Consider the following 22255-nt stretch of genomic DNA (forward strand, 5'->3'; position numbering starts at 1 on the left):
AGGGGCGGGCATGTGCTCGTCATGTGTCTGAGGGCTCAGGAAGCTCGCCAGGGTGGCAGGGTGCATCTTGAGGTTCTTGTGCACCTTGCTGAACGCCTGCGGGTCGACCAGGCCGCGGCTTACCGCATCAGCTGCCAGGTTCCTGCCGTCGGCGGTGTGCCACTGATACGTCGCCGTGTCCAACGGGAAATTGTATTCGTGTGCAGCCACCACTCGAGACCCTTTTAGCCAGGTATCCACCACGAACTGGTGGTCGCGGTTGTCCTTTATGCCAACAACCGTGAACCGATGCTCAGGTACCGAAACGAAAGCGATCTGGACCTGAGGATGAATCTCGCCTTTCTGCCTAGCATTGTAAACGAGCGTGTTTGCGATAGCGAACGCGACGGCCGCCTGGTCTTCGCAGTTGCCCGCTCCTGTTCCGTGCGCGGCCGCCGCCCGCGCCCCGAGGTAATCCGTCAGATTCTTAACTCGACCGTTAATCATACTTTTCTGCGCCAGGTGCGTCAGGTAGGCGCTGCGGCCTCGCGACGCCGCCAGGTCAGCCTTCTGATTCCCCGCGCCCACGGGCACGCAATCCTTTGTCGCAGCAAAAATGATTTTGCAGAGCTTGTGCAGATTTTCGGTGTACTGTCGATCGATCTGCTGTTGATTCGGGAACATCAGGTGCTTCCTGTCTTTGGGACACGCTGCCGTCATGCATCAAACGCATAGATGGGCCTGAGCGGTTCACGGCACTCGGGCCCGGCTGCGTGCCCTGATCGGCCCTCGGCCTGGGTGGGCGGACCCAGGGCTCGGGCTGATCCTCGACGGCCTCGGCAGTGCAGAGTCTCCAGTAGCTGTCAACCGTCGATGCGGCGACGACCGCCGGACCCCCGACGCCTGCTTCCACAGGCACGCCTGGGGCCACGAGCGACACGCAGCTCTGCGAGTCGGTGAAAGGTCGGCGACGCGATGGCGGCGGACATGGTGAAGGCCGCGGTGTCCGGGGAGTCGTCGACAGAGGAGATCCTGACCGTGTTCGGGCGAGACCTGACCACGCTGGCCGCCACCGGCGGCGACAGCACGGTGGGTGCCGCCCTGCGACGGTTCGCCACCGAGGCGTCCAAGGCGTCACCGCTGACCGGCCCGGCGGCCGTCCGCCCGGCACGGCCGCAATCAGGACAGAATCTCGACGTACCCGTCGCCGCCGTGCACGCGGATCCGCTGCCCGTCGCGAATCAGCCGGGTGGCGTCGACGACGCTGACCACGGCCGGCAGGCCGTACTCCCGTGCGATCACCGCGCCGTGCGTCATCAATCCTCCGACCTCCGTCACCAGGCCGGCGACGGCGACGAAGAGGGGCGTCCAGCTCGGATCCGTGTGGGCCGTGACGAGGATGTCACCCGGTTCGAGATCGGCCTGGGCCATGTCCAGGATGACGCGGGCGCGCCCCTCCACGGTCCCGGCCGACACCGGCAGGCCGATCAGGGCGCCGGCCGGCACGTCGTCGCGGCGGTACGCTCCGTTGAGGGCCTCCCCATCGGAGGTCAGCACCCGAGGTGGCGTGAGCGCCTGGTACGACCGGAACGCGTCCTTGCGCCGCCGGATCAGGTCGGCATCCACCTGGTGTGTGCGCACGACCTCGTGGAACTCGCCGAACGTGAGGTAGAAGACGTCGTCGGCGTCGGCGAGCACGTCGGCCCGTACGAGGCGTTCGGCCTCCGCGAGGAGGGCCTGCTTGTAGACGAAGTAGCGGCTGATGATGCCGTACTTCGGGTACTCCCGGTAGCCGATGAAGGTCCGGACCTGCTCGATCATGCGCGTCGTCTCGGCGGCCTTCCGCTCCCCGTCCGGCAGCGCCCGCAGGCGCGTCAGCACCTCCCGTGCCTTGTTCTGCGCGTCCTGCCGTCCCTGCGCGAAGCGCCGCTCGGCGGCGCCCGGCTCGAAGAGCTTGATGTTGTCGAGGAGGACGGGCACGAGCGTGCTGGGGCGTTCACTCCAGCGGGGCCTCGTGATGTCGATCTCGCCGACGCAGCGCATGCCGTACCGGTCGAGGTAGCTCTCGATGGCGTCGCGCGCCGCGGTCCCGCCGGGGAGCTTCGGCAGCTCGTCCAGGAAACCGTCGTCCACCACGCCCTGCAGGTACGCCACCACCTCCGGATGCGGGCGGATCACGTCCGCGACGTCGAGCAGCGCGAGGCCCATCTCCGACGTGATGTTGCCGGGGGCGGACAGCGTGAGGGTGTCGGCCGCGTTCCGCGCGCCCAGCCACTCCCACAGCCGGTCGTTGAGCCACCAGGTGGACTCCATCCCCGCCATGATCGCCCTGATGCTCAACGGGTCACGGAGGATCCGCTTGTGCTCCTGGAAAGCCTCCAGCAGGAAGTCGAACAGCGCCGGTCCGGTCACCGTCGCGATGTCGCGCCGCAGGGCCTCGAGGGACTCCTGGCTGCGCTCGATCAGCTCGGCGACGATGGCCGGATCGGCCTCGATCGGGGCGGACGCGCCGCCGACCGTCGGACCGGCGGGACCACCACCGTCCGGGAGCGTCGGAACGAAGTCGCGACGGTCCAGGACGGTCTCCAGCGCGTCCCTGATCAGCGGATCCGAGCGTCCGACCAGGTCCAGGAAGCCGGCGCGGCTCGCGGGTGATGCCAGGAGCCGGGTGGAGTCGACGAACAGCCTCCCGCCCGCCTCGAGCATCGGCGCCATGGCCGTCAGCTGCCACATGGAGAGCCCCAGCGGCTTCATCGCGTCGGTCATCATCTGCTGGTGACCGACGGAGAGGTAGACGTGGTTCTCCCCGTCGTCGGCCGCCGGGATGGGGAACAGCGTGGTGATCGGTCGGCTCTGCACGATCTGGAAGTCGTCGTCGACCAGGCACCACTCGATGTCCTGCGGGCGGCCGACATGCGCCTCGATCCGCCGTCCCACCCGCACGAGCCGCACGACCTGCTCATCCGTCAGCGCCGGCTGCTCCGGGGCGGCGACCGCCCTGGCGATGACCTCGCCGTCGCGCATCGCGAAGACGTCCGGGTTCACCAGACCGGAGACCAGGGCCTCGCCGAGCCCGAAGACGGCGTCCACCCTGGCCACCTTCCGGTTGCCCGTCACCGGGTCGGCCGTGAACAGGACGCCGGCCGAATCCGGAAAAACCATCTTCTGTACGACGACAGCCATGTGGACCGTGCGGTGGTCGAAGCCGTTGCGCAGGCGGTACGTCACCGCCCGCTCGGTGAACAGCGACGCCCAGCACCGGCTGACGTGCTCCAGGACCGCCGCCGGTCCCACGACGTTGAGGTACGTGTCCTGCTGGCCCGCGAAGGAGGCCGTCGGCATGTCCTCCGCCGTCGCGCTGGACCGCACGGCGTAGGCGTTCTGCTCGCCGAACCGGACGAGCGCGCGGGTGATCGCCGCCGCCAGATCGACCGGGATGGCGGTCTCCTCGATGGCCATGCGGACCTGCGCGCTGAGCGTGCGGATCGCCTCCCGGTCATCCGGGTTCAGGCGCGACAACCGATCGAGCCGCTCGTCGATCGACGGCGCCTGCGCCATGATCCGCCGGAAGGCGGCCGTCGTCACGACGAACCCCGCCGGCACGCGGATGCCCTCGATCCGCGACAGCCCGCCCAGCTGCGCGGCCTTGCCGCCGACGACCGCGATGTGCGTCTCGTCAACCTCCCGGAGATCCACCAGCGGTTCGAGGTCGCCGCGGCCCCCGTGCATCGACAACACACCCACGTCGTGCCCCCCATGTGCCTGATCGGTGCTGGTACGGCCGCCGATTCTGCGGCACACCCCGGGTCTTGCGGCAAGCCCCCCGGTGCGATATACGTTAGAAGTGGCAGGGAGTGACATCTCCCTGCCTTTGCTGTGTGTCGACCGTGGCGGGCCGGGATCCATCGACCGCTCCCGGTCATCGTGGCCCCTTGCACGCGCGAAGGTCGCCCGTCGCGGAAGCTGCCACCGGTGACCTCCATCGCGGCGACCCTCGTGCTGGCCGGGGTCGCGGCATGGGACACGGCACTCGGCCATCGCCGCACCGCCCACCAGCCGGCCCCGCCCACCTAGCGACGAGGTGCACCCGGCGATTCTCGTCATGTCGCAATCCGGACACCGGCGACGGGTGCTCGGCCACCCGCACCCCCTTGCACCTGCCCGAACGGCAGCGGCCGGGCCGCCGTCGCCGGCCGGCCACCCGACGCGTCGTCCGGCGCGGGCATCCCAAGGGGTTACGCGGATGGTGCAATAGGGCCATCGTGGTGACGAATCGCTGACGGAGGAACGCGTGGACGGTGTCGAACTGGTTCTCGCCGCCTTGACGGCGGGCGCCACGGCGGTGGTCACCGACGCGACCAGCGCCGTGATCCGGGACACCGCCGCCAGTTTTCGGAGTCTGGTGCGAAGCAGGTTGACCGGCCGCGGTCAGGAGGCGCTGCAGGTGCTGGAGGTGGACGGGACGATCTCGGGCGTCGGGCAGGTACGCCTCATCGAGGATCTTGTCCGCGCCGGCGTCGACCGGGACGAGCAGATCCTCCGCCTCGCACGGGACCTGGTGGCGCGGGCCGAGGCGGCCGGCGGGCGGACCGAGATCGGGCATGCCGACCTGCGCGGCGCGCAGGGCGTCCAGCTCGGCAGCTCCAACACCCAGCACAACACGTTCCGCTGAGGCGGGTCGGGCAGATGGGCCGCAGCGGCCAGCCGAGAGACGACCGTTCGCGGGGTGTCGACGCCCGGAACGCCCAGGGCGTGCAGGTCGGCGACAACAACCGTCAGTACAACATCTTCGGTCCGGTGGTGCGGTCGGCGTACCTGGCGGAGGTCCGCCGGATCGCCCCGGCCCAACTGCTGCACCGGGAGGCCGAACTGGCGCGCCTCGTGGCCTTCTGCACCGGCGACGGACCGGACTCCTACCTGCGGTGGCAAGCCTTTCCCAAGGCCGGAATGACGGCCCTACTTGCCTGGTTCGTGCTGCACCCACCGCCGGGGGTGCGGGTGGTGTCGTACTTCGTCCCCGAGGGCCGCACCGAGCAGGAGAACCACGACGCGTTCCTCGACGTGGTGCTGGAGCAGTTGGTCGAGCTGACCGACGGGTCGATGCCGGGCCATCTGACCAGGTCGACCCGGAAGGCGCACCTGTTGGGCCGCTACACGGAGGCGGCCGAGGCGTGCGCACGGCGTGGTGAGCGGCTGGTGCTGGTCGTCGACGGGCTGGACGACCGGCGGAACGCGTCCGGTATCGCGCCGCTGTTGCCGGACCATCTGGTCGGCGGGATGCGGGTGGTGCTCGACACCGGCAGCGGTCTGCGGGTCCCCGCCGACCTGCCACCGCGTCACCCGCTACGGGAGGCACGCCGTCCCGACCGCCTGCCGCGAATCATCGACGAGGCGGAGCGGGCCCAGTTGGAGGCGGCGGACGCCCGGCGGAAGGTCGAGCGGCAACGCGCCGCCGACGGACGCCGCGCCGCGCAGCTGCGGGTCGACCAGTGGCGTGCCGCCGAGGCGGCGCGGACCACCCCGGCGGCCCGAGCGGGGGCGGTGCTGCGGGTGCTGGTGTTCGTCGCCGGTTGGACGGGGCTCCTCGTGCTGTTCGCCTGGCTGGCGTGGGCCTGGTACGACCCGTCGGTGGCGGGCATCCTGAGCGCCCAGATCCTGGTGGGCGCGTCGGGTGCCACGTTCGGGCTCGCGCCGGCCGCGTACCGGCTCGGTGCGGCGTACGCACCGGCGCCCCGGTCGCCCGCCGCCTGGTTCGGGTCGCCCCGGGTCATGGTGCTCTGCGGCGGTGCCGCGCTGGCCCTCATCGGCGTCGGCGGGGCGTGCGCGGCCGACTACCTCGACGCCCGCCACGACCGGCTGCTGGAGCGGTCCCTCGGCATGGCCGGAGCCCTGCCCTCCTTCGAGCAGACGGTGGCGTTCGTGGTGCTGGTGCTGATAGCCCTCGGCTGCTGGGCGGTCGGTACGTACATCGCCGGTACGGCCATCGGTCCGTGGCAGGAGCGGCACCGGGAACAGGAGCGCACGTACCGGGCAGCCGCCGGCAAGCTGCCCTCGTGACCGGTGTCGACCGGCACCGCGAAGGGCCCGTGGTCAGGTAACTAGAGTCGGCGGTATGCGCATCCGGATCGACGCCAGCGACCTGCCCGGGCGACGCGCCGGCGCCGAGGCCGACGCGCTGCGGCTCGGCAACGTGCACGTCGGCGTCCAACGCAGGGCCGAGGTCGTCGATCGGGTGCCCGCCGACGCGGCGACGGCGACCTGGCACATCGAGGTGTCCAGCCGGGAGATCGACGGGGCACTGGACGTCGGCGGCCCGTGGGTGCACGGCCGCCCCGGCGCACGGTTTCTCTACCTGAGCTGGGGCGCCGTGACCGACGGCGACTTCGCGATGTTCAGAAGGGCGAAGCTGATGTTCACCGACGTCCCGACCGAACTGCTGCGCGCCGCTCACGAGGGCGCAGGGACTCTGGTCGGCCGGGTCGGGTTGACCGACGCCAGCGGCGGACCGCTGTGCGCCCGGGTGCACCCTCCCGCCATCGCCTGGACGGTGGAGTGACCCGACCGCCCCAACCCGACCGACCCGGTCCGTAGAGACTCGTCAGGCGACCAGCGACACGCGCCCGTTGTCCAGGTCGTAGCGGGCGCCCACCACCCGCAGAGCGCCCTGGTGCACCTTCTCGGCGATGATGGAGCTGCGCGCCGAGAGGGCCCGCACCTGGGCCGCGATGTTGGCCCGGACCGCGTTCTCCACCGGGTCACCGGGCTGGTCCAGCACCGATTGGACCACCGGGCGCAGGCTGTCCACGATGGTGCCGATGTGTCCGGGTGCCTCGCCGCCGGTGCGGATGGCGTCGATGGTGGCGGTGATCGCGCCGCAGCGCTCATGCCCGAGGACGACGATCAGCAGGCTGCCGAACTCCTCCACGGCGAACTCGACGCTGCCCAGCAGCAGGTCGTCGACGATGTTGCCGGCGACCCGGTTGTCGAACAGGTCACCCAGCCCCTGGTCGAAGAGCACCTCCGGCACCACCCGGGAGTCCGCGCAGCCGACGGTGATGGCGAACGGGTGCTGGCCGGCGGCGAGCCGGTGCAGGTCCGCCAGGCCCTGGTGCGGGTGCCGGCCGTGCCCGGAGGTGAACCGCCGGTTGCCGGCGAGCAGGTTGCGCAGCGCCTCGGCCGGCGTACCGATCGGGTCGTCGGCCGTGGTGGGCGCGGCAGCGGACGGGCTCGCCCCCGCCGCGCCGAGCGCGACGACGGCGCCACCGGCGACCAGCAGTGAACGGCGAGACAGGGGGGAAGGCGCCACGATGATCTCCCAGAGGGTGGGGATGAGAACCTTCTTCCTATCAGCTCACCCTCCACAATGGTGCCCGCCCCGGTTTGGAGGGCGTGGCGGCACACGAGCCCCCTAGTAGGTGGCGTGTTGCGCCACGTCCCGCTCGCAGGCGATGGCAAGATCAAGACCGGCGCCGGCCGCACCCGGGTCATCGGCGGATCCGGCGAAGCCGTAGCTCAACCCGTCGGCCGACGGCTCAACGTCGACGTTTTTGGCCTTCAGACATTTTACGACGGCGTACACGAAATCCCGCGCCTTCGGGTTGGTGGGGTCCTTCTCCCACGGCTGGCGAGGGTACAGGGGATCGCACGCCTTGTTGGCGGCCTGCGTGACGGTGTCGCCGGGGGCCGGGACCTTCTTCTGCCGGATGGCCATCACATCGACGCCGTGGCTCTTCATGCAGGTGGTGTACGGCTTCATCTTGGCGGCCCTGTCCGACTCGGTGTCGTCGAGTCGAAACCTCGGGGCCTCCCCGGTCGGCGACGCACTCGGAGCCGGCGCGGCGGCGGACGATGTCTCCAGCGTGGCGACGTCGGGGGCACCGGGCGTCGCGCCGTCGGAGGAGCATCCGGTGGTCAGCACCACGACGGCCGCGGCGACTCCCAGTGACAGCCTGCGGTACCTCACCATGATTGCCTCGTTCCTGGGTTGCGTAGTTGACGCGGTACACCCTGGCGCAGGCATGTCAGGAACCGGTCAGGTCGCCGTTCGTATCCGGTTGTCCCGCGAGACCCGTGACGGGCTCGACGGTGCGGTGCGGGGACAGCGCGACTCGCGTCGGACGGCCCCCACGCTGAGGCGTGGGGGCCGTCCGACGATGGTGCTGCGGGGGCGGTGGTCAGCCGCCGGCGAACGTCGTGTCGATGCCGCACTTGGCGTTCTGGTTGAGGCAGGACTTCACCAGGTCACCGAGGCGATCCGGTTCCCAGGCGTTCATGAAGTCACCGTGCATGGACGACGGCTTGCCGGAGGAGAGGCTGAGGCCGTCACCGCCCAGCGACTGGTAGTTCACCATGAAGGACAGGTCCGGCACCGCCACCGGGTACTTGCCGGTGCAGACACCGTTCACCGGGTCGCCCATGTGCGGCTTGTGATCGGGCGAGTCGATGTTCTTGCCGTCCCAGCAGTCCTTGAACACGAGCTGGAAGATCAGGTTGCCGCCCGGGGCGCACCGCGGCCAGTTGCCGTCGGCGCTGCGGCCGATCTCGGCGCTGCCCGCGCACCAGAACTGGTTGCTGCCGGCGTTCTTCGGGGTGTCCACCTGCCGTTTGGCGTCGCCCTCGACCACCACCAGGCCCGGCGGGAACGGCTTGACGGTCGACGGGTCCTTGACCCGCGAGCCGTAGTAGATGCGCATGCTCTTGATCGGGACGGGCTTGCCGTCCTTGCGCAGCTCCGGGGTCCAGTAGGCGCTCTTGTCTCCCGGGGCGTTGCAGGTGTTCGCCGCCGAGAACAGCTTGTCCGTCGTGGTGAAGGCGTCGATCTTCGGGCCGAAGAAGGTGTGCATGTGCGAGGCGCCCGACAGGCCGGGCAGGACGATCGGGTCGTCGGGGGCCGAGTTCGCGACGCCGCAGTCGGTGTGGAACTCGGGAACCCGGGTGGTGCCCGGCGGCACGGCCTTCGGCCTGATGGCGTTGAAGGCGGCCAGTTCCTTACTCCACTTGGCCTGGTCGACCGGCACCCAGCCGCCGGCCGGCGCGGACGTCGACGGGGACGTCGAGGGGGTGGAACTCGGCGTGGGTGAGGCGCTCGGGACGGCCGACGTGCTCGGCGACGTGCCCGTCGCGGGGCCGAACGTGAACCAGTTCAGGTTCACGAAGTCCGATGTCGAGGTGCTCGTCATGACGGCGAAGACGGTCTGCGGTCCGGCCGGCACACCGGACGCCTTCGCGGTGACGGTCGTCCACTTCTGCCAGCCGCCGGTCTGCGTGATCGGGAAGCTGGCCAGCAGCTGGCCGGTCTGCGAGCCGAGGTGCAGCTCGACCGTGCCGCCGGTGGCGTTGTGCGAGGCGACCCGGGCCGTCAGGTCGGTGCCGGTGATCGCGACGCCGTCGTAGCGCAGCCAGTCGCCGCTGGCCAGCCAGCCGACGTTGCGGCCACCGTCGGCGTCGCCGGTGCCCTCGGTCTGCGCCCCGGACTGCGCCGCGAAGGCCTCCGCCTGGACCCGGCCGGGAACGGCGACCTCCTCGGCCTGGGCGCCGGCAATGTAGATGCCGCTGCCGCCCAGCGCGGCAACGACCGCGGAGGCGAGCGTGATGCCGGTGAGGCGACGACGCTTGCGCGCCCGGTCCGGCGGTGCGACATGCGCGGGGGGAGTCCGCATTACCAGTGGTTTCCTTCGAGTCGACGATAAAGCTCTTGTCGACAGGAAGTATGAGCAGTTCCGGAGCGTGCATCAATCTGCGGAAGAAGAATTAAGGAGGGTGGTCCGAATGTCTCCTGGTCGCCGCGTTGCCGGCCCCGGATAACACTTTATTGCCCGTCCAGCCTTAACTTTGTCCTAAGTGTGCGGAGGAGCTTCCTTGCCTGGTCAGCGGCTCACCGACGAAACCCGTCTCGATTATTACACCTTCCAAGAATGAATTCTGCTCCGATTTTCCGGAGTTCGCGGCGAGCTGCTCCTCTGACTGATCGGTACGGTAACGGGCGAACGCGTCCGCCTTGCCCCAGCGGCCGGGGATGTCCAGGAGCGCCACCCGCCCGAAGGTGGACGGGAGCGCCGGGGCCACGACCAGGTGGTCCTCGTGAGGATTGATGCCGAGCATGGTGCGGATGAGCAGCATGCACGCCCCGCTGGACCACGCCTGCGGGCTGCCGGCGGTCGGGTACCGGACCGGGTAGCGGGTGGTCTCACGGTCGAACCCGCCGAACGCCTCAGGCAGCCGACCCTGGAAGTAGGTGGCGGCGGAGAGGATGCCCTCCGCGATGCGGGCCGCCTCACCGTAGAACCCGTAACGGCGCAGACCCCACGCGATGAAGGAGTTGTCGAACGGCCAGACCGTGCCGTTGTGGTAGCCGAGAGGGTTGTACCGCCGTTGCCCCTCGGCGAACGTGCGCACCCCCCAGCCGGAGAACAGCGCCGGACCCATCAGGTGCTCCACGACCCGCGCGGCCCGATCCGGTGGCACGATCCCGCTCCACAGCAGATGCCCGATGTTGGAGGACAGGCTGTCCACCGGAGTGCCGTCGTGATCGAGCGCGAGCGCGTAGTAGCCGCGGTCCTCCAGCCAGAAATCCCGGTTGAAGCGGTCGTACAGCGCCGCCGCCTCACGCTCCAGCCGGTCGGCGAAGTCGGGGTCATCCCAGACCGTACGCGCCAGCCGCGCCCCGCGGAGCTTCGCGTCGTAGGCGTACCCCTGGGTCTCGCACGTGGCCCTCGGGAAACCGGGCAGTCGTCCGTCGGCGTAGGAGATGCTGTCCCACGAGTCCTTCCAGCACTGATTGTCCAGGCCGGTGGGGCGGTTGCGTCGCTCGTACCAGATGTAGCCGGTGGAGGTCAGGTCCGCGTACTGGTCGATCCACGCCAGAGCCGCGCGAGCTTCCTGCTCCAGCTCCATCACCAGGGCCGTGTCGCCGCTCCACCGCTCGTACTCGTCGAGCAGCACCACGAACAGTGGCGAGGCGTCCACCGTGCCGTAGTAGGGGGAGTGTGGCTGCTCCTCGAACGCGGCCGACTCCCCGTAGCGCAACTCGTGCAGGATGCGGCCGGGGTCCTCCTCCAGCACGTCGTCGGTCCGGGCGCCCTGCAGCGAGCCGAGGATCCGCAGCGTCGGCGGGGTCAACGACGGTGTGACGGGCAGGGTCTGCAGGCAGGTCAGCAGACTGTCCCGGCCGAACAGGGTCATGAACCAGGGCAGCCCGGCCGCCGGCACGGTCGCCCCGCCGAGCGAGAGCGGGGCGAAGCGCAGCGCCGCCAGGTCCACCAGGCTGCGGTTGTACACCTGCTGGAGGGCGACGCTCTCGGTGTCCAGTGTCGGTGCCGCCGCGACCCACGCCTGCACGCTCGCCGGCAGGGTGGAGTCGTCCGGCCGTTGCACCCGGAGTGCGGAGCGCAGGTCGACGCCGTCCGGCCGCAGCGCCCGCAGGGCGGCCTGCAGCCGCGTCGACCACTGCTCGCCGGGGCGTATCCGGACGGCGAATCGAAGGCCGTGCGGGTCGACCTCGACCGGCTCACTCGCCGACACGACAACCTCACGCCGGTAGGTGTCGCGCCGGTAACCCAGGCACAACTCGTGCGGACGAACCTCGGTGTAGTGACTGCCGGCCTTGTCGCCGATGTCGAACTTGATCTCGAAGATGTCGGCGAAGTCGCCCGCCACCTCCAGCCGTACGTCGAGTTCGACGTCCTGCTCGCCTCGTAGTACTGGCTGTCGTCCACCGACAGCGCGGTCAGGCGCTCACCGTTGACGGTGAGCACCCAGCGGGACAGAAAGCGTGTGTCGGCGGCGAACAGTCCGACCGGGGTGGCGGGCGACGACTCCACGTCGCCACTGGCGTCGGACACCATGAACGTGTTCCCGTCGATACACGCCACCGTGCCCGGGATGTCCCTCATCAGCTCCGTCCCGTCTCCGAACCGTTCGGCGCGGGCGGATCGGGTGTCCGGGGAAACAGCCGCCCGATCCGCAACGCCAGACCGAGGTCACCGTCGACCATGATCTCGCCCCGGGTGATCGCCGCCAGACCGTTCACCTCACCGCGCGCCATCGCATCCGCGACCTGCGCGGACACCCTGATGACAGTCGTGGCGGGGTCGGGGCTCCTCGTCACCCGCATGTGGCCGTGATCGATGATCAGCAGCCACTGCTCCAGGTGGTCCCCGCCCCCGATGTCGAAGCGGACGCTCCCACACACCTTGCTGAAGCGCGGATCCTGGCAGGCCACGGCCAGCCGCTCGAAAAAGGCACTGGTCGCGGTCATCCGACCTCCCGGCCACCGTTGGAAGCGCACATCGCCTACCCGATGTCGGTCGTTGCTAACGCGGCGTTGCGGTCACCCTCGTCGGTCGCGCCGCTGGTAGCCGGACGCTCCCGTCGTGACATCGGACGTTCTACCTCGAACCGGGCTCATGGGGCGGACGTACCGCATAGCGTCACGGGGGCGGACCTCACCGCCGATCCGCCGTCCGCCGGCGGTCACGCCGACCGGGAAGGAATCGGAGATGGACCGTGTCGACACCATGCTCCTGCCGGAGCTGGACGGGCCCGTGCCGACGGCACTGCCGAGGACGCTGGGCCTGCTGAGCCTGGCCCTGGGCGTGGGTGCCCTGGTCGCGCCCCGCCCCCTCGCCCGGCTGACCGGCGTGGACGACTCGCCAGCCGCGCAGGCCGCGATCCCGGCCGTCGGCGCGCGCGAGGTGGTGCACGCCGTCGGCCTGCTCAGCGGTCGTCGACCCGCCGCCTGGGCGTGGACGAGGGTGGCCGGCGACGCGCTGGACCTGACCCTGCTCGGCCGGGCGATGGCCGACCGACGCGGCGAACGACGCCGCAGGCTGGCGTTGACCACCGCCGCGATCGCCGGCATCGCCGCCCTGGACGTGGCCGCCGCGATCGGCGCCGGCCGTGCCCGTCGCGCCCGCGCCCGCGTGATCCGGATGGAGGTCGCGGTGACGGTGAACCGGTCGCCCGCCGAGGCGTACCGGTTCTGGCGGGACATGGAGAACCTGCCCCGGTTCATGGCACACCTGGAGTCGGTGCACGTCGACGACCTGCGCCGCTCGCACTGGATCGCCCGTGGCCCGGCCGGTCACCGCGTCGAGTGGCGCGCCGAGATCGTCGACGACCAACCGAACAGGTCGATCACCTGGCGGTCGCTACCGGGCACCCGTGTGCCGAATGCCGGGCGGGTCGCCTTCGTGCCCGCCCCCGGCGACCGGGGCACGGAGGTGCGGGTGCGACTGCGCTACGCCCCGCCCGCCGGCGCGCTCGGTCGGGTGGTGGCGAAGCTGTTCGGCGAGGAGCCCGAGCAGCAGGTCCGCGATGACCTGCGCCGGTTCAAGCAGGTGCTGGAGACCGGCGAGGTGGTCCGCTCCGAGGGCAGCCCCAACGGCATCTCCGTACGCCAGCAGGCCATGCAGCGTCCCGCGCAGCCGCTGCCGGCGTCCCGCCGCTGACCGCCCGAACGTCGAAGGGACCGAGAATGAAGGCCAACGTCTGGATGGGCACCGACAGCGTCCGGGTGATCGACGTACCCGACCCGACGATCATGAACGCGCGGGACGCGATCGTCCGGATCAGCACCACCGCGATCTGCGGCTCGGACCTGCACCTCTACCACGGCTACATCCCCGCCATGCGCAAGGGCGACATCCTCGGCCACGAGTTCATGGGCGAGGTGGTCGAGGTGGGTCCGCAGGTCCGCAATCTCAAGCCCGGCGACCGCGTGGTCGTGCCCTTCCCGATCGCCTGCGGGCACTGCTCCTCCTGCCAGCGTGGCCTCTACTCGGTGTGCGAGAACTCCAACCCCAACGCCGGTATCGCCGAGAAGGTCATGGGCCACTCGCCGGCCGGCATCTTCGGCTACTCGCACCTGCTCGGTGGGTACGCCGGCGGCCAGGCCGAGTACGCGCGGGTGCCGTTCGCCGACGTCGGCCCGCTCAAGGTGCCCGAGGACGTCCCCGACGACCAGGCGGTCCTGCTCGCCGACGTGTTCCCCACCGCCTACATGGGTGCCGAGATGTGCGACATCAAGCCCGGGCAGGTGATCGCCGTGTGGGGTGCCGGGCCGGTCGGGCTGCTCGCCGCCGCCAGCGCCCGGATGCTCGGCGCGGAACGGGTGATCGTCATCGACCGGTTCCCGTACCGGCTGCGGCTGGCCGAGGAGCACGCCGGCGCCGAGACGATCAACTACGACGAGGCCGACGTGCTCGACACGCTCAACGAGATGACCGCCGGGCGGGGGCCGGACGCCTGCATCGACGCCGTCGGCCTGGAGGGCCACCACGGCAACGCCGCCATGTACGCGTACGACCGGGCCAAGCAGGCCACCCGCACCGAGACGGAACGGCCGTTCGCGCTGCGGGAGGCGATCCTGGCCTGCCGCTCCGGCGGGGTGGTCGCGGTCGTCGGCGCGTACGGGGGTTTCGTCGACAAGTTCCCGATGGGCGCGTTCATGAACCGGTCACTGATCATGCGGACCGGTCAGTGCCACGTGCAGCGCTACACCCGACCGCTGTTGGACCGCATCCGGCGCGGCGACATCGATCCGAGCTTCATCGTCAGCCACCGGATGCCGCTGCGCGACGCACCCAAGGGCTACAAGATCTTCCAGAAGAAGCAGGACGACTGTACGAAGGTGCTCCTCACGGTCTGAGCGGGCGTGGGTCGCTGTGGCGATGCCCGACCCCCCGGGGGTGCGGTGCCTGTGGAGCCTGGCTGATGGTCGCTGACCACGCACCGGCACCCACGCACCGGCACCCACGCACCGGCACCCACGCACCGGCACCCACGCACCGGCACCGCCGGACCGGGGACGTGCAGGCGGTGTACGTGGTGCCGGAACTGCGTGACAGCGGGATCGGCGCGGCCCTGCTGGAAATGGTCCTGGCCGAGGCGCGCCGGCGACGGCTCGCACGCCCTGCACTATCTGCTCGAAGACGCCTTCCTGCCCGGGATGCCCGACCAGCAGCTTTCCGACACGTTCCTTGCCGAGGTGCAGCGCCAACTGTCGTACGCGGGCCGCCCGCTTTACGCGCTGTTGCACGAGGCGACCTACGGCCAGCGTGCGGTGACGCCGCACGCCACCGGGTGGGCGGCCCAGCGGGTACGGGCCGAGTTCCCGCGGTTCGACGTCGACCGGGCGTTGGCGGGGGACCGGCCGGTGCTGCTGACCGGCGAGATGATCTACCCGTGGATGGTCGACACCGATCCCGCGCTGGCCCCGCTCGGCGCGGTGGCGGAGCTGCTGGCGCAGCGGACGGACTGGCCGGACCTGTACGACCCGGAGCAGCTGGCCCGCAACGAGGTGCCGGTCGCCGCCGCGATCTACCACGACGACATGTACGTCGACACGGACGATTCGCTGGTCACGGCGCGAGCGGTGCGCGGCCTGCGCCCCTGGGTCATAAACGAGTACGAGCACGACGGCCTGCGGGTGAGCGGACGCCATGTCCTCGACCGCCTGCTGCGCCTGGTTCGCGGCGAGATCTGAGGCCCTGCCCGCCGGCTGCCGCGACGTCCGGCTCGGCGTGCGCACCCGTTTGTGGTCAGCGACCCGGGGAACTCGCCCCGTTCGTCCAACGGCAGGCCTCAACACCGAGGGAAACCGAAGGAGCGGGTCATGGACTACGAGCAGATGATCGCCACGGTACGGCAGAGCGCGGGCCTCGGGGAGAACGAGGCCGTGCGGTCGGTGCAGGCCGTCTTGTCGGTGCTCGGTGAACGGCTCGCCGGACGGGAGGCCGACAACCTGGCGGCGCAGCTACCGGATCGGCTGGACACGTCCGTCACCCGTAATCCGCAGGGCCGGAAGTGGGACATCGGCGAGTTCCTCAAGCACGTCGGCGACCGGGAGCAGGTCGCGGACGCGGACCAGGTGCGTCAACACGCTCAGGCGGTGTTGCGCACCGTCGCCGAGGCGCTCGACGACGACGATCGGCACGACCTGCTCGCCCAGCTGCCCGGCGGCATCATCGATCTCTTCGGGGTGCCCACGCCGCGCGGTTGATCGCAGCCGACGCGGAGCAGGTCAGCACCACCGGGCCGGCGTCGAGGGTCCTGGTCGGCCGGATCGATGGCCCTGCGGGGCCCACGCCCGCGCGTCGGGGCGGCTAGCGTGTCGTGAATGGAGAGTGCGGACCCGGCAGCATCCACGAGGGACGGGCTCGCCGTTCGGCTGCGGCCGGTGGGCGAGGCCGACCTGGCGATGTTCCGGCGGTTCTGCGTCGAGCCCGGCCTGATCGGGCTCGACTGGGCCGGCTTCCGCGACCCGGGCGCGCCCGTGCGGCGCTTCGCCGTTGACGGCTGGCTGGGTGTCGACGACGGGCGCCTCATCGTCGAGGTCGAGCAGGGCCACGCCGCCGGTTTCGTCAGCTACCTGTCCGGCCGCTACGGCGGCAGGGCCTCGTACTGGGAGGTCGGGATCGTGCTGCTTCCCGAGTGGCGGGGCAGGGGCGTCGGCTGGCGGGCGCAGGCGCTGCTCTGCGACTACCTGTTCGCGCACACCCCGGCGCACCGCATCCAGGCCGGCACCCACCCGGAGAACGTCGCCGAGCAGCGGTCACTGCAGAAGGCCGGCTTCCAGCTCGACGGTGTGGTGCGTGCCTGCGAGTTTCGGGCCGGCCGGTGGCAGGACGGCTACCTCTACAGCCGGCTGCGCGACGACCCGTCCCCGTGGGTCCGCCCGCGGGAGTAGGCCCTCCTCAGGGGATCGGCCACTCGTGCACCGGGCGGTTGCTGTGCATGAGATCCACGTAGTGGCGGACCACCTCGCGCAGCGCCGCCGGCCGGTCCAGGTGGTCGGCCGACTCCAACCGGTGCAGCGTCTCCACCTGCCAGCTCGCCCCGTTGCGGCCGGTCATGCAGCGCTGCTCGATGATGCCGAGCAGTCGGTCGCGTTCGGCCGGGTCGAGCCCCCACCGGTCCAGGCCGTGATGCGCCATCGGCAGCAACCGGCGCAGCACCAGCTCGGTGACGGGCAGGTAGCCGAGACCGGGCCAGAACACCTGCGCGTCGATGCCCGTGCCGGGCGCAGCTGGTGAAGTTCTCCTCGGCGGCGCTGAACGACATCTGCGACCACAGTGGCCGGTCCGATTCGGCGAGGGCGCGGACCAGTCCGAAGTAGAAGGCCCCGTTGGCGATGGTGTCCAGCACGGTGGGGCCGGCCGGTAGCACCCGGTTCTCCACCCGCAGGTGCGGTCGGCCGCGCGACACGTCGTACACCGGGCGGTTCCACCGGTAGATGGTGCCGTTGTGCAGGCGCAACTCGGCGAGATTGGGCACCTCACCGGCCGCGAGGGCCTGCGTCGGGTCCTCCGGGTCGCACACCGGCAGCAGTGCCGGGAAATAGCGCACGTTCTCCTCGAACAGGTCGAACACGCTGGTGATCCACCGCTCGCCGAACCAGACTCTGGGGCGTACCCCCTGGGCTTTGATCTCTTCCGACCGGGTGTCGGTGGCCTGCTGGAACAGCGGGATCCGGGTCTCGCGCCACAACTCCCGGCCGAAGAACAGCGGTGAGTTCGCGCCCACCGCCACCTGGATGCCGGCCACCGCCTGGGCGGCGTTCCAGTAGTCGGCGACCTGGGCGGGGCTGACCTGCAGGTGGAACTGCGTGCTGGTGCAGGCGGCCTCCGGGGTGATCGTGTCGGCGGTGACCGCCAACCGTTCCACGCCGCTGATGGCGATCGGCAGATCCTCACCGCGGGCCGCGAAGATCTGCTCGTTGAGCAGCTTGTAGCGGGGGTTGGCCGAGAGCGTCTCGGCGGTCAGGTGCTCGGGGCGCAACGTCGGCAGGATCCCGATCATGACCATGTGCGCGCCGATCGTCCGGGCCTTCACCTCGGCGGCGTTGAGGCTGGCCCGCACGGTCTCCTCGAAGTCCGCGGTGCCGGTGCCGGTCAGTCGACGCGGAGGCACGTTGATCTCGACGTTGAACTGGCCCAGCTCCGTCTGGAAGCTCGGGTCGGAGATGGCCGCCAGCACGTCGGCGTTGCGCATCGCCGGATTGGACGCCTCGTCGACCAGGTTCAGCTCGATCTCCAGGCCGGTCATCGGCCGGTCGACGTCGAACCGCGACTCGCGCAACATCTCGGCGAAGACATCCAGGCAGCGGCGGACCTTCTCGCGATAGCGGGCCCGATCCTCCCGACTGAAGGTTCGCACGCCGACGTCCTCGCCCATGGTCACCACCCTGTCACCGCTGGTCCCCCTAACCTCGCACGTGATCGGCGGGCGGGGAAGACCCGATGGTTCTTTCCTACCCAGCTGAGGCGCCCAGCTAGCATTGCGCCCCGGAAGGTGGTGGCGTGGGGATGCGCGAGAAGGTGACCCGACTGTTCGTCGCGGCGGCGATCGCCGAGGCGTGCTCCTGGCTGGCCCTGCTCATCGGGATGGCCGTCAAGTACGGTCCGCCCGGCAACGAGCTGGGCGTCAAGATCTTCGGCCCGATCCACGGCGGCCTGTTCGTCGCGTACGTCCTGCTGGTGCTGGCGGTCGCCCGGCTGCACCGGTGGAGCCTGCTCGCGACGGTCGTGGCGCTGGCCAGCGCGGTGCCGCCGTTCGCCACCCTGGCCTACGAGCGCTGGGCCCGCCGCCGGGGGATGCTCGGCGTCGACCGCGAACCGGCCCGCGAGCCCGCCCCGGTCGGCTGACCCTTCCCGCACTCGGGCCGGGTTCCCGGCCCCAGCGGTCAGGTCAGCGCCGAACAGGCCACGACGCCGATGAGCAGCATCGCCCCCAGCATCGCCTGCAACAGCAGCGGCGGGCCGAGATGCGACCAGAGCGTCGCGGTACGCGGGGTGAGCAACTGCCCGGTGGTGAGGTTGACGATCCGCTCGATGCGGGGCGGCAGCTCCGGGTCACGTTGCGGGCGCAGGGTGAGCTGGAGATGGTCCGCCGGGTGCAGCGCGCTCTGCGGCAGGTGGCCGTGCAACTCCACCTCGCAGAGCTGACCGGCGGTGTTGCGCAGCCGGACCGGCGTCACCAGGTATTCCGGACCCTGCTTCAACTGCTTCCAGCGCCGCCGGGTGCCTCCACCGCCGAACGAGAACAGCGAGCGCAGCAGCAGCGCGGGGAGCCGGGCGACAGCCGCCGCGGAGAGCACGGCCACCAGCACCGGTTGACCGATGCGTACCTCGCGGGTGTAGCCGTCGAGCAGGCGGATCAACCGTCCGGTGACGATCCGCTCCGTCGGGTGCACGATGTGTCGGGTATCGAGTCCGCTGTCCATTTCCACCACCGAGAGTCCGCTTCCGTTCACTGATCGTATCGATCTCGCCGGTTGAACGACGTGAATGAAACCTGGTCACGGGCTCACGGCCGTGAGGTGACATCCCGGGCGAGCAGGGTAAGCGGGGGGCCGAGCTGGAAAGGGGTCGAGCATGCAGCTGTCCTTCCTGCGCCCGCTCTACGACCATCCCGGGCCGTGGTGCTCGGTGTACCTGGATGCCTCCGCCGACACGGAGGACGCCCATCCCGCGCTGGACCTGCGCTGGCGTGCCCTGCAGAGTCGCCTCAGTGAGCAGGGGGCGGACGAGGCGAGCATCGCCGCGCTGGACCGCGTGATCCGTGGACACGACCCGATGGTCGGGGACTACGGCCTCGCGGTCTTCGCCAGTCACGGCCGGGTGGTGCTCTCCGAGTACCTGTCCGCGCCGCCACTGCGCGACCTGGCCACGTGCGGTCCGCTCCCGCACGTGATGCCGCTGCTCGCCCAGCGCGGCGAACAGGTGTCCTGGGTGCGGGTGGTGGCCGACCGCGTCGGCGCCGACGCGATGGCCGTCAGCGCCGGCGGGGTGCCCCGACGGGCGCACGTCGCCGGCCGGGCGAGCTTCCCGCTGCGTCGCGTGCAGCCCGGCGGCTGGTCCCAGTCGCGGTACCAGCGCGCCGCCATGGAGGCGTGGCACCAGAACGCCGGCGACGTCACCGCGGCGACCGTGGAACTGGCCGACAAGGTCGGCGCGGACGTGGTGGTGGTCGCTGGCGACGTACGGGCCACCGGCATGATCGCCGCCCAGATGCCCGAGCGCTGGCAGGACCTGGTGGTCCGCACCGACGCCGGCTCCCGGGCTGGCGGCGCGGACCAGAGCCTGCTCGACGACCTCACCGTGCAGACCATCGCGGAGGTCGCCGACCAGCGGATCGCCGCCGCGCTGGACAAGTTCGGTGTGCAGGAGGACGTCGGCGCCGGTCTCGACGCGGTCGTCTCCGCGCTGCAACGCAACCAGGTGGACACCATGATCATCGTCGACGACCCGTCGGCCAACGGTGAGCTGTGGATCGGCCCGGAACCCACCGAGATCGCCGTCGACGCGGGGCAACTGGCCGCCATGTCGGTGGCCGACCCGCAGCGGGTCCGCGCCGACGCGGCGCTGATCCGGGCCCTCGTCGGCACCGACGCGGCGCTGACCGTGCTGGGCCCGGACGAGGCACCCGAACTCGCCGACGGCGTCGGCGCGGTGCTGCGCTACGTCGACCCCAGCACTCCGGGGCGCGGCAATGGCTGAGCGGTACGTGGCCGACCTCGTCGTGCAGCGGCTGCTGGCCTGGCGGGTACCCCGCGTGTTCGGATACCCGGGCGAGGCGATCGCGCCGATCATCGAGGCGTTGGAGCGTACCGGCGGCGACCCGGCGTTCATCCCGGCCCGACACGAGGAGACGGCCTCGTTCATGGCCACCGGGCACGCCAAGTTCACCGGCGGCATCGGCGTGTGCCTGGCCACCCAGGGACCCAGCGCGGTCCAACTGCTCAACGGCCTGTACGACGCCAAACTGGACAGCAAACCGGTCGTGGCGATCGTCGGCGAGGACATCTCCGGGCCGCTCGGCGGCGCACACCAGGAGATCGGGTTGAGCCGGCTCTTCGCCGACGTGTGCAACCAGTTCGTCCGCTACGGCCGCAGTCCGCAGGACGTACCGGGGCTGCTGGACCAGGCGTTCCGTACGGCGGCGGCGACCCGCAGCCCGACCTGCGTGGTGCTGCCCCGGCATCTGCAGGAGGCCCTGGTGCCCGACCTGCAGACCAACGCGGTCGGGGTGATCTCGGCGACGCCCGGTGAGCCGCTGGCCCGCGTCCTGCCGCACGAGGTGGACCTGGAAGCCGCGGCGCAGCTGCTCGGCAGCGGTCAGCGCACCGCGATCCTGGTGGGCCAGGGCGGGCGGGGCGCCGCCGCGGAGATCGTCGAGCTGGCCGACCGGCTCGGTGCCGGGGTGGCCACCTCGCTGCTGGGCAAGCCGGTCCTCGACGAGCGGCTGCCGTTCCACGCCGGGGTGCTGGGCGAGGTCGGCACCCCGGCCGCGGCGGAGCTGATGGGCGGCTGCGACACGCTGCTGCTGGTCGGCACCAACGACCCGTGGACGGACTACTTCCCGATGCCGGGGCAGACCCGCACGGTGCAGATCGACATCGACGGCCGGCGCATCGGCACCCGTTACCCGGCCGACGTGCCGCTGGTCGGCGACGCCGCCGAGACGCTGCGGGCACTGCTGGCCCGGGTGCCCGACCGACCCAACCCGCAGTGGCGGGCCACCGTGGAGAACTCGGTGGACCGCTGGCGGGCCGAGGCCGCCGACCGGGCCGCAGCGCCGGCCGAGCCGATCAACCCGCAGCTCGTACTCCAGGAGCTGTCCAGCCGGCTGCCGGGCGTCGGCTCGGTCGCGGTCGACGTCGGCTCGGTCCTCTACTGGTACGCCCGGCACCTCGCCCTGCCGCCCGGGGTGAACGCGCAGCTCTGCGGCACCCTCGGCTCGATGGGCTGTGCCCTGCCGTACGCGGTGGCCGCCAAGCTGGCCGTACCCGACCAACCCGTGGTCGCCCTGGTCGGCGACGGCGCCATGCAGCTCAACGGACTCGCCGAGCTGATCACCGTGTCGCACCACTGGCAGTCGTGGCGCGACCCGCGACTGGTGGTGCTGGTGCTCAACAACCGGGACCAGAACGGCATGGGCGGCGGGCGGCAGCCGTCCGGCGACCCCACCCAGCGCCGACCCGACGTGCCGTACGCCGGCTGGGCCCGGCTGCTCGGGCTGCACGGCGTCCGGGTGGACCGCCCGGAACTGATCGGCGCGGCCTGGGACGAGGCCCTCGCCGCGGACCGTCCCTGCGTACTGGAGGCCGTCGTCGACCCGGCGGTGCCGCTGGCGCCGCCGGAGCCGGCGTTCGCCGACCTGCGCGGCCTGTACGCCGACGGGGCGGCCGCCCGGAAGGTGCGGGAGCAGACCGAACGTACGGTGGCCGCGCAGGATCTCGTTTAGGCGTCCTGCTCAGGGGCATCAGTACCGGCCG

The 22255-nt window shown here is 70.9% G+C and carries 18 protein-coding genes and 2 pseudogenes; 11 read left to right on the plus strand and 9 right to left on the minus strand.

What is annotated here, in order from left to right:
• Together F8271_RS08450 and rph are read right to left on the minus strand one after the other, a co-directional pair.
• A partial coding sequence (locus F8271_RS08450) for a hypothetical protein (protein ID WP_151489135.1) occupies positions 1 to 663 on the minus strand: 663 nt, incomplete at its 3' end.
• Positions 664 to 1158: 495 nt separating this feature from the next.
• Complete coding sequence (rph, locus tag F8271_RS08455) at positions 1159 to 3708, minus strand: rifamycin-inactivating phosphotransferase (protein ID WP_151489136.1); 2550 nt, start codon at positions 3706 to 3708, stop codon at positions 1159 to 1161.
• 562 nt (positions 3709 to 4270) lie between these two features.
• Between rph and F8271_RS08460 the strand changes: the two genes are divergently transcribed.
• Genes F8271_RS08460 through F8271_RS08470 form a run of 3 tightly spaced genes read left to right on the plus strand, consistent with a single transcriptional unit; the run spans position 4271 to position 6535 of the window.
• Entirely contained in the window at positions 4271 to 4651 is a 381-nt protein-coding gene (locus F8271_RS08460; protein WP_151489137.1) for a hypothetical protein, read from the plus strand.
• 14 nt (positions 4652 to 4665) lie between these two features.
• A complete protein-coding gene (locus F8271_RS08465; RefSeq protein WP_151489138.1) occupies positions 4666 to 6036 on the plus strand; it encodes a hypothetical protein in 1371 nt (456 codons plus the stop codon).
• 55 nt (positions 6037 to 6091) lie between these two features.
• A complete protein-coding gene (locus tag F8271_RS08470) occupies positions 6092 to 6535 on the plus strand; it encodes a DUF5990 family protein (protein WP_151489139.1) in 444 nt (147 codons plus the stop codon).
• A gap of 42 nt (positions 6536 to 6577) precedes the next feature.
• Here F8271_RS08470 and F8271_RS08475 read toward each other — a convergent pair whose 3' ends face one another.
• The 5 genes and pseudogenes from F8271_RS08475 to F8271_RS08495 form a co-directional block, all read right to left on the minus strand.
• Positions 6578 to 7285 (minus strand): carbonic anhydrase, encoded by a 708-nt coding sequence (locus tag F8271_RS08475; RefSeq protein WP_151489140.1) that lies wholly within the window; start codon positions 7283 to 7285, stop codon positions 6578 to 6580.
• A 102-nt stretch (positions 7286 to 7387) separates the two neighbouring features.
• On the minus strand, positions 7388 to 7945 hold the full coding sequence (locus F8271_RS08480; RefSeq protein WP_151489141.1) for a hypothetical protein: 558 nt from the start codon (positions 7943 to 7945) through the stop codon (positions 7388 to 7390).
• A gap of 208 nt (positions 7946 to 8153) precedes the next feature.
• A complete protein-coding gene (locus F8271_RS08485; RefSeq protein WP_151489142.1) occupies positions 8154 to 9638 on the minus strand; it encodes a DUF1996 domain-containing protein in 1485 nt (494 codons plus the stop codon).
• Positions 9639 to 9804: 166 nt separating this feature from the next.
• Positions 9805 to 11861, minus strand: a pseudogene (locus tag F8271_RS08490) (glycogen debranching N-terminal domain-containing protein).
• A gap of 8 nt (positions 11862 to 11869) precedes the next feature.
• Entirely contained in the window at positions 11870 to 12235 is a 366-nt protein-coding gene (locus tag F8271_RS08495) for an SCP2 sterol-binding domain-containing protein (protein ID WP_151489143.1), read from the minus strand.
• Positions 12236 to 12476: 241 nt separating this feature from the next.
• Here F8271_RS08495 and F8271_RS08500 point away from each other — a divergent pair, with 241 nt between their 5' ends.
• The 5 genes from F8271_RS08500 to F8271_RS08520 all read left to right on the plus strand — a co-directional run bounded on the left by F8271_RS08500 (position 12477) and on the right by F8271_RS08520 (position 16666).
• On the plus strand, positions 12477 to 13427 hold the full coding sequence (locus F8271_RS08500) for an SRPBCC family protein (RefSeq protein ID WP_151489144.1): 951 nt from the start codon (positions 12477 to 12479) through the stop codon (positions 13425 to 13427).
• Positions 13428 to 13453: 26 nt separating this feature from the next.
• Positions 13454 to 14626: a zinc-dependent alcohol dehydrogenase gene (locus F8271_RS08505; protein ID WP_151489145.1), complete on the plus strand. Its 1173-nt coding sequence runs from the start codon at positions 13454 to 13456 to the stop codon at positions 14624 to 14626.
• Positions 14627 to 14818: 192 nt separating this feature from the next.
• Positions 14819 to 15463 carry a hypothetical protein gene (locus F8271_RS08510; protein WP_225854279.1) on the plus strand — a complete coding sequence of 215 codons (645 nt, stop codon included), beginning with the start codon at positions 14819 to 14821 and terminating at the stop codon, positions 15461 to 15463.
• Between the two features lie 129 nt (positions 15464 to 15592).
• On the plus strand, positions 15593 to 15979 hold the full coding sequence (locus F8271_RS08515; protein WP_151489146.1) for a DUF2267 domain-containing protein: 387 nt from the start codon (positions 15593 to 15595) through the stop codon (positions 15977 to 15979).
• Positions 15980 to 16096: 117 nt separating this feature from the next.
• A complete protein-coding gene (locus tag F8271_RS08520) occupies positions 16097 to 16666 on the plus strand; it encodes a GNAT family N-acetyltransferase (protein ID WP_151489147.1) in 570 nt (189 codons plus the stop codon).
• 7 nt (positions 16667 to 16673) lie between these two features.
• On the opposite strand, the pseudogene F8271_RS08525 reads toward F8271_RS08520, so the two are convergent.
• Positions 16674 to 18153, minus strand: a pseudogene (locus tag F8271_RS08525) (glutamate--cysteine ligase).
• Positions 18154 to 18284: 131 nt separating this feature from the next.
• Between F8271_RS08525 and F8271_RS08530 the strand changes: the two are divergent.
• Positions 18285 to 18623, plus strand: a complete 339-nt coding sequence (locus tag F8271_RS08530; RefSeq protein WP_151489165.1) for a DUF3817 domain-containing protein — start codon at positions 18285 to 18287, stop codon at positions 18621 to 18623.
• A 38-nt stretch (positions 18624 to 18661) separates the two neighbouring features.
• Here F8271_RS08530 and F8271_RS08535 read toward each other — a convergent pair whose 3' ends face one another.
• Positions 18662 to 19210, minus strand: a complete 549-nt coding sequence (locus F8271_RS08535) for a hypothetical protein (protein WP_370461885.1) — start codon at positions 19208 to 19210, stop codon at positions 18662 to 18664.
• 142 nt (positions 19211 to 19352) lie between these two features.
• Here F8271_RS08535 and F8271_RS08540 point away from each other — a divergent pair, with 142 nt between their 5' ends.
• Both F8271_RS08540 and F8271_RS08545 read left to right on the plus strand, forming a co-directional pair.
• On the plus strand, positions 19353 to 20477 hold the full coding sequence (locus F8271_RS08540) for a Vms1/Ankzf1 family peptidyl-tRNA hydrolase (RefSeq protein WP_151489149.1): 1125 nt from the start codon (positions 19353 to 19355) through the stop codon (positions 20475 to 20477).
• Positions 20470 to 22224, plus strand: a complete 1755-nt coding sequence (locus F8271_RS08545; RefSeq protein WP_151489150.1) for a thiamine pyrophosphate-binding protein — start codon at positions 20470 to 20472, stop codon at positions 22222 to 22224. Before F8271_RS08540 ends, F8271_RS08545 begins: the two co-directional genes overlap by 8 nt.
• The last annotated feature ends 31 nt before the right edge of the window (positions 22225 to 22255 follow it).

The organism is Micromonospora sp. ALFpr18c, from assembly GCF_008868155.1.
Lineage (GTDB): Bacteria > Actinomycetota > Actinomycetes > Mycobacteriales > Micromonosporaceae > Micromonospora.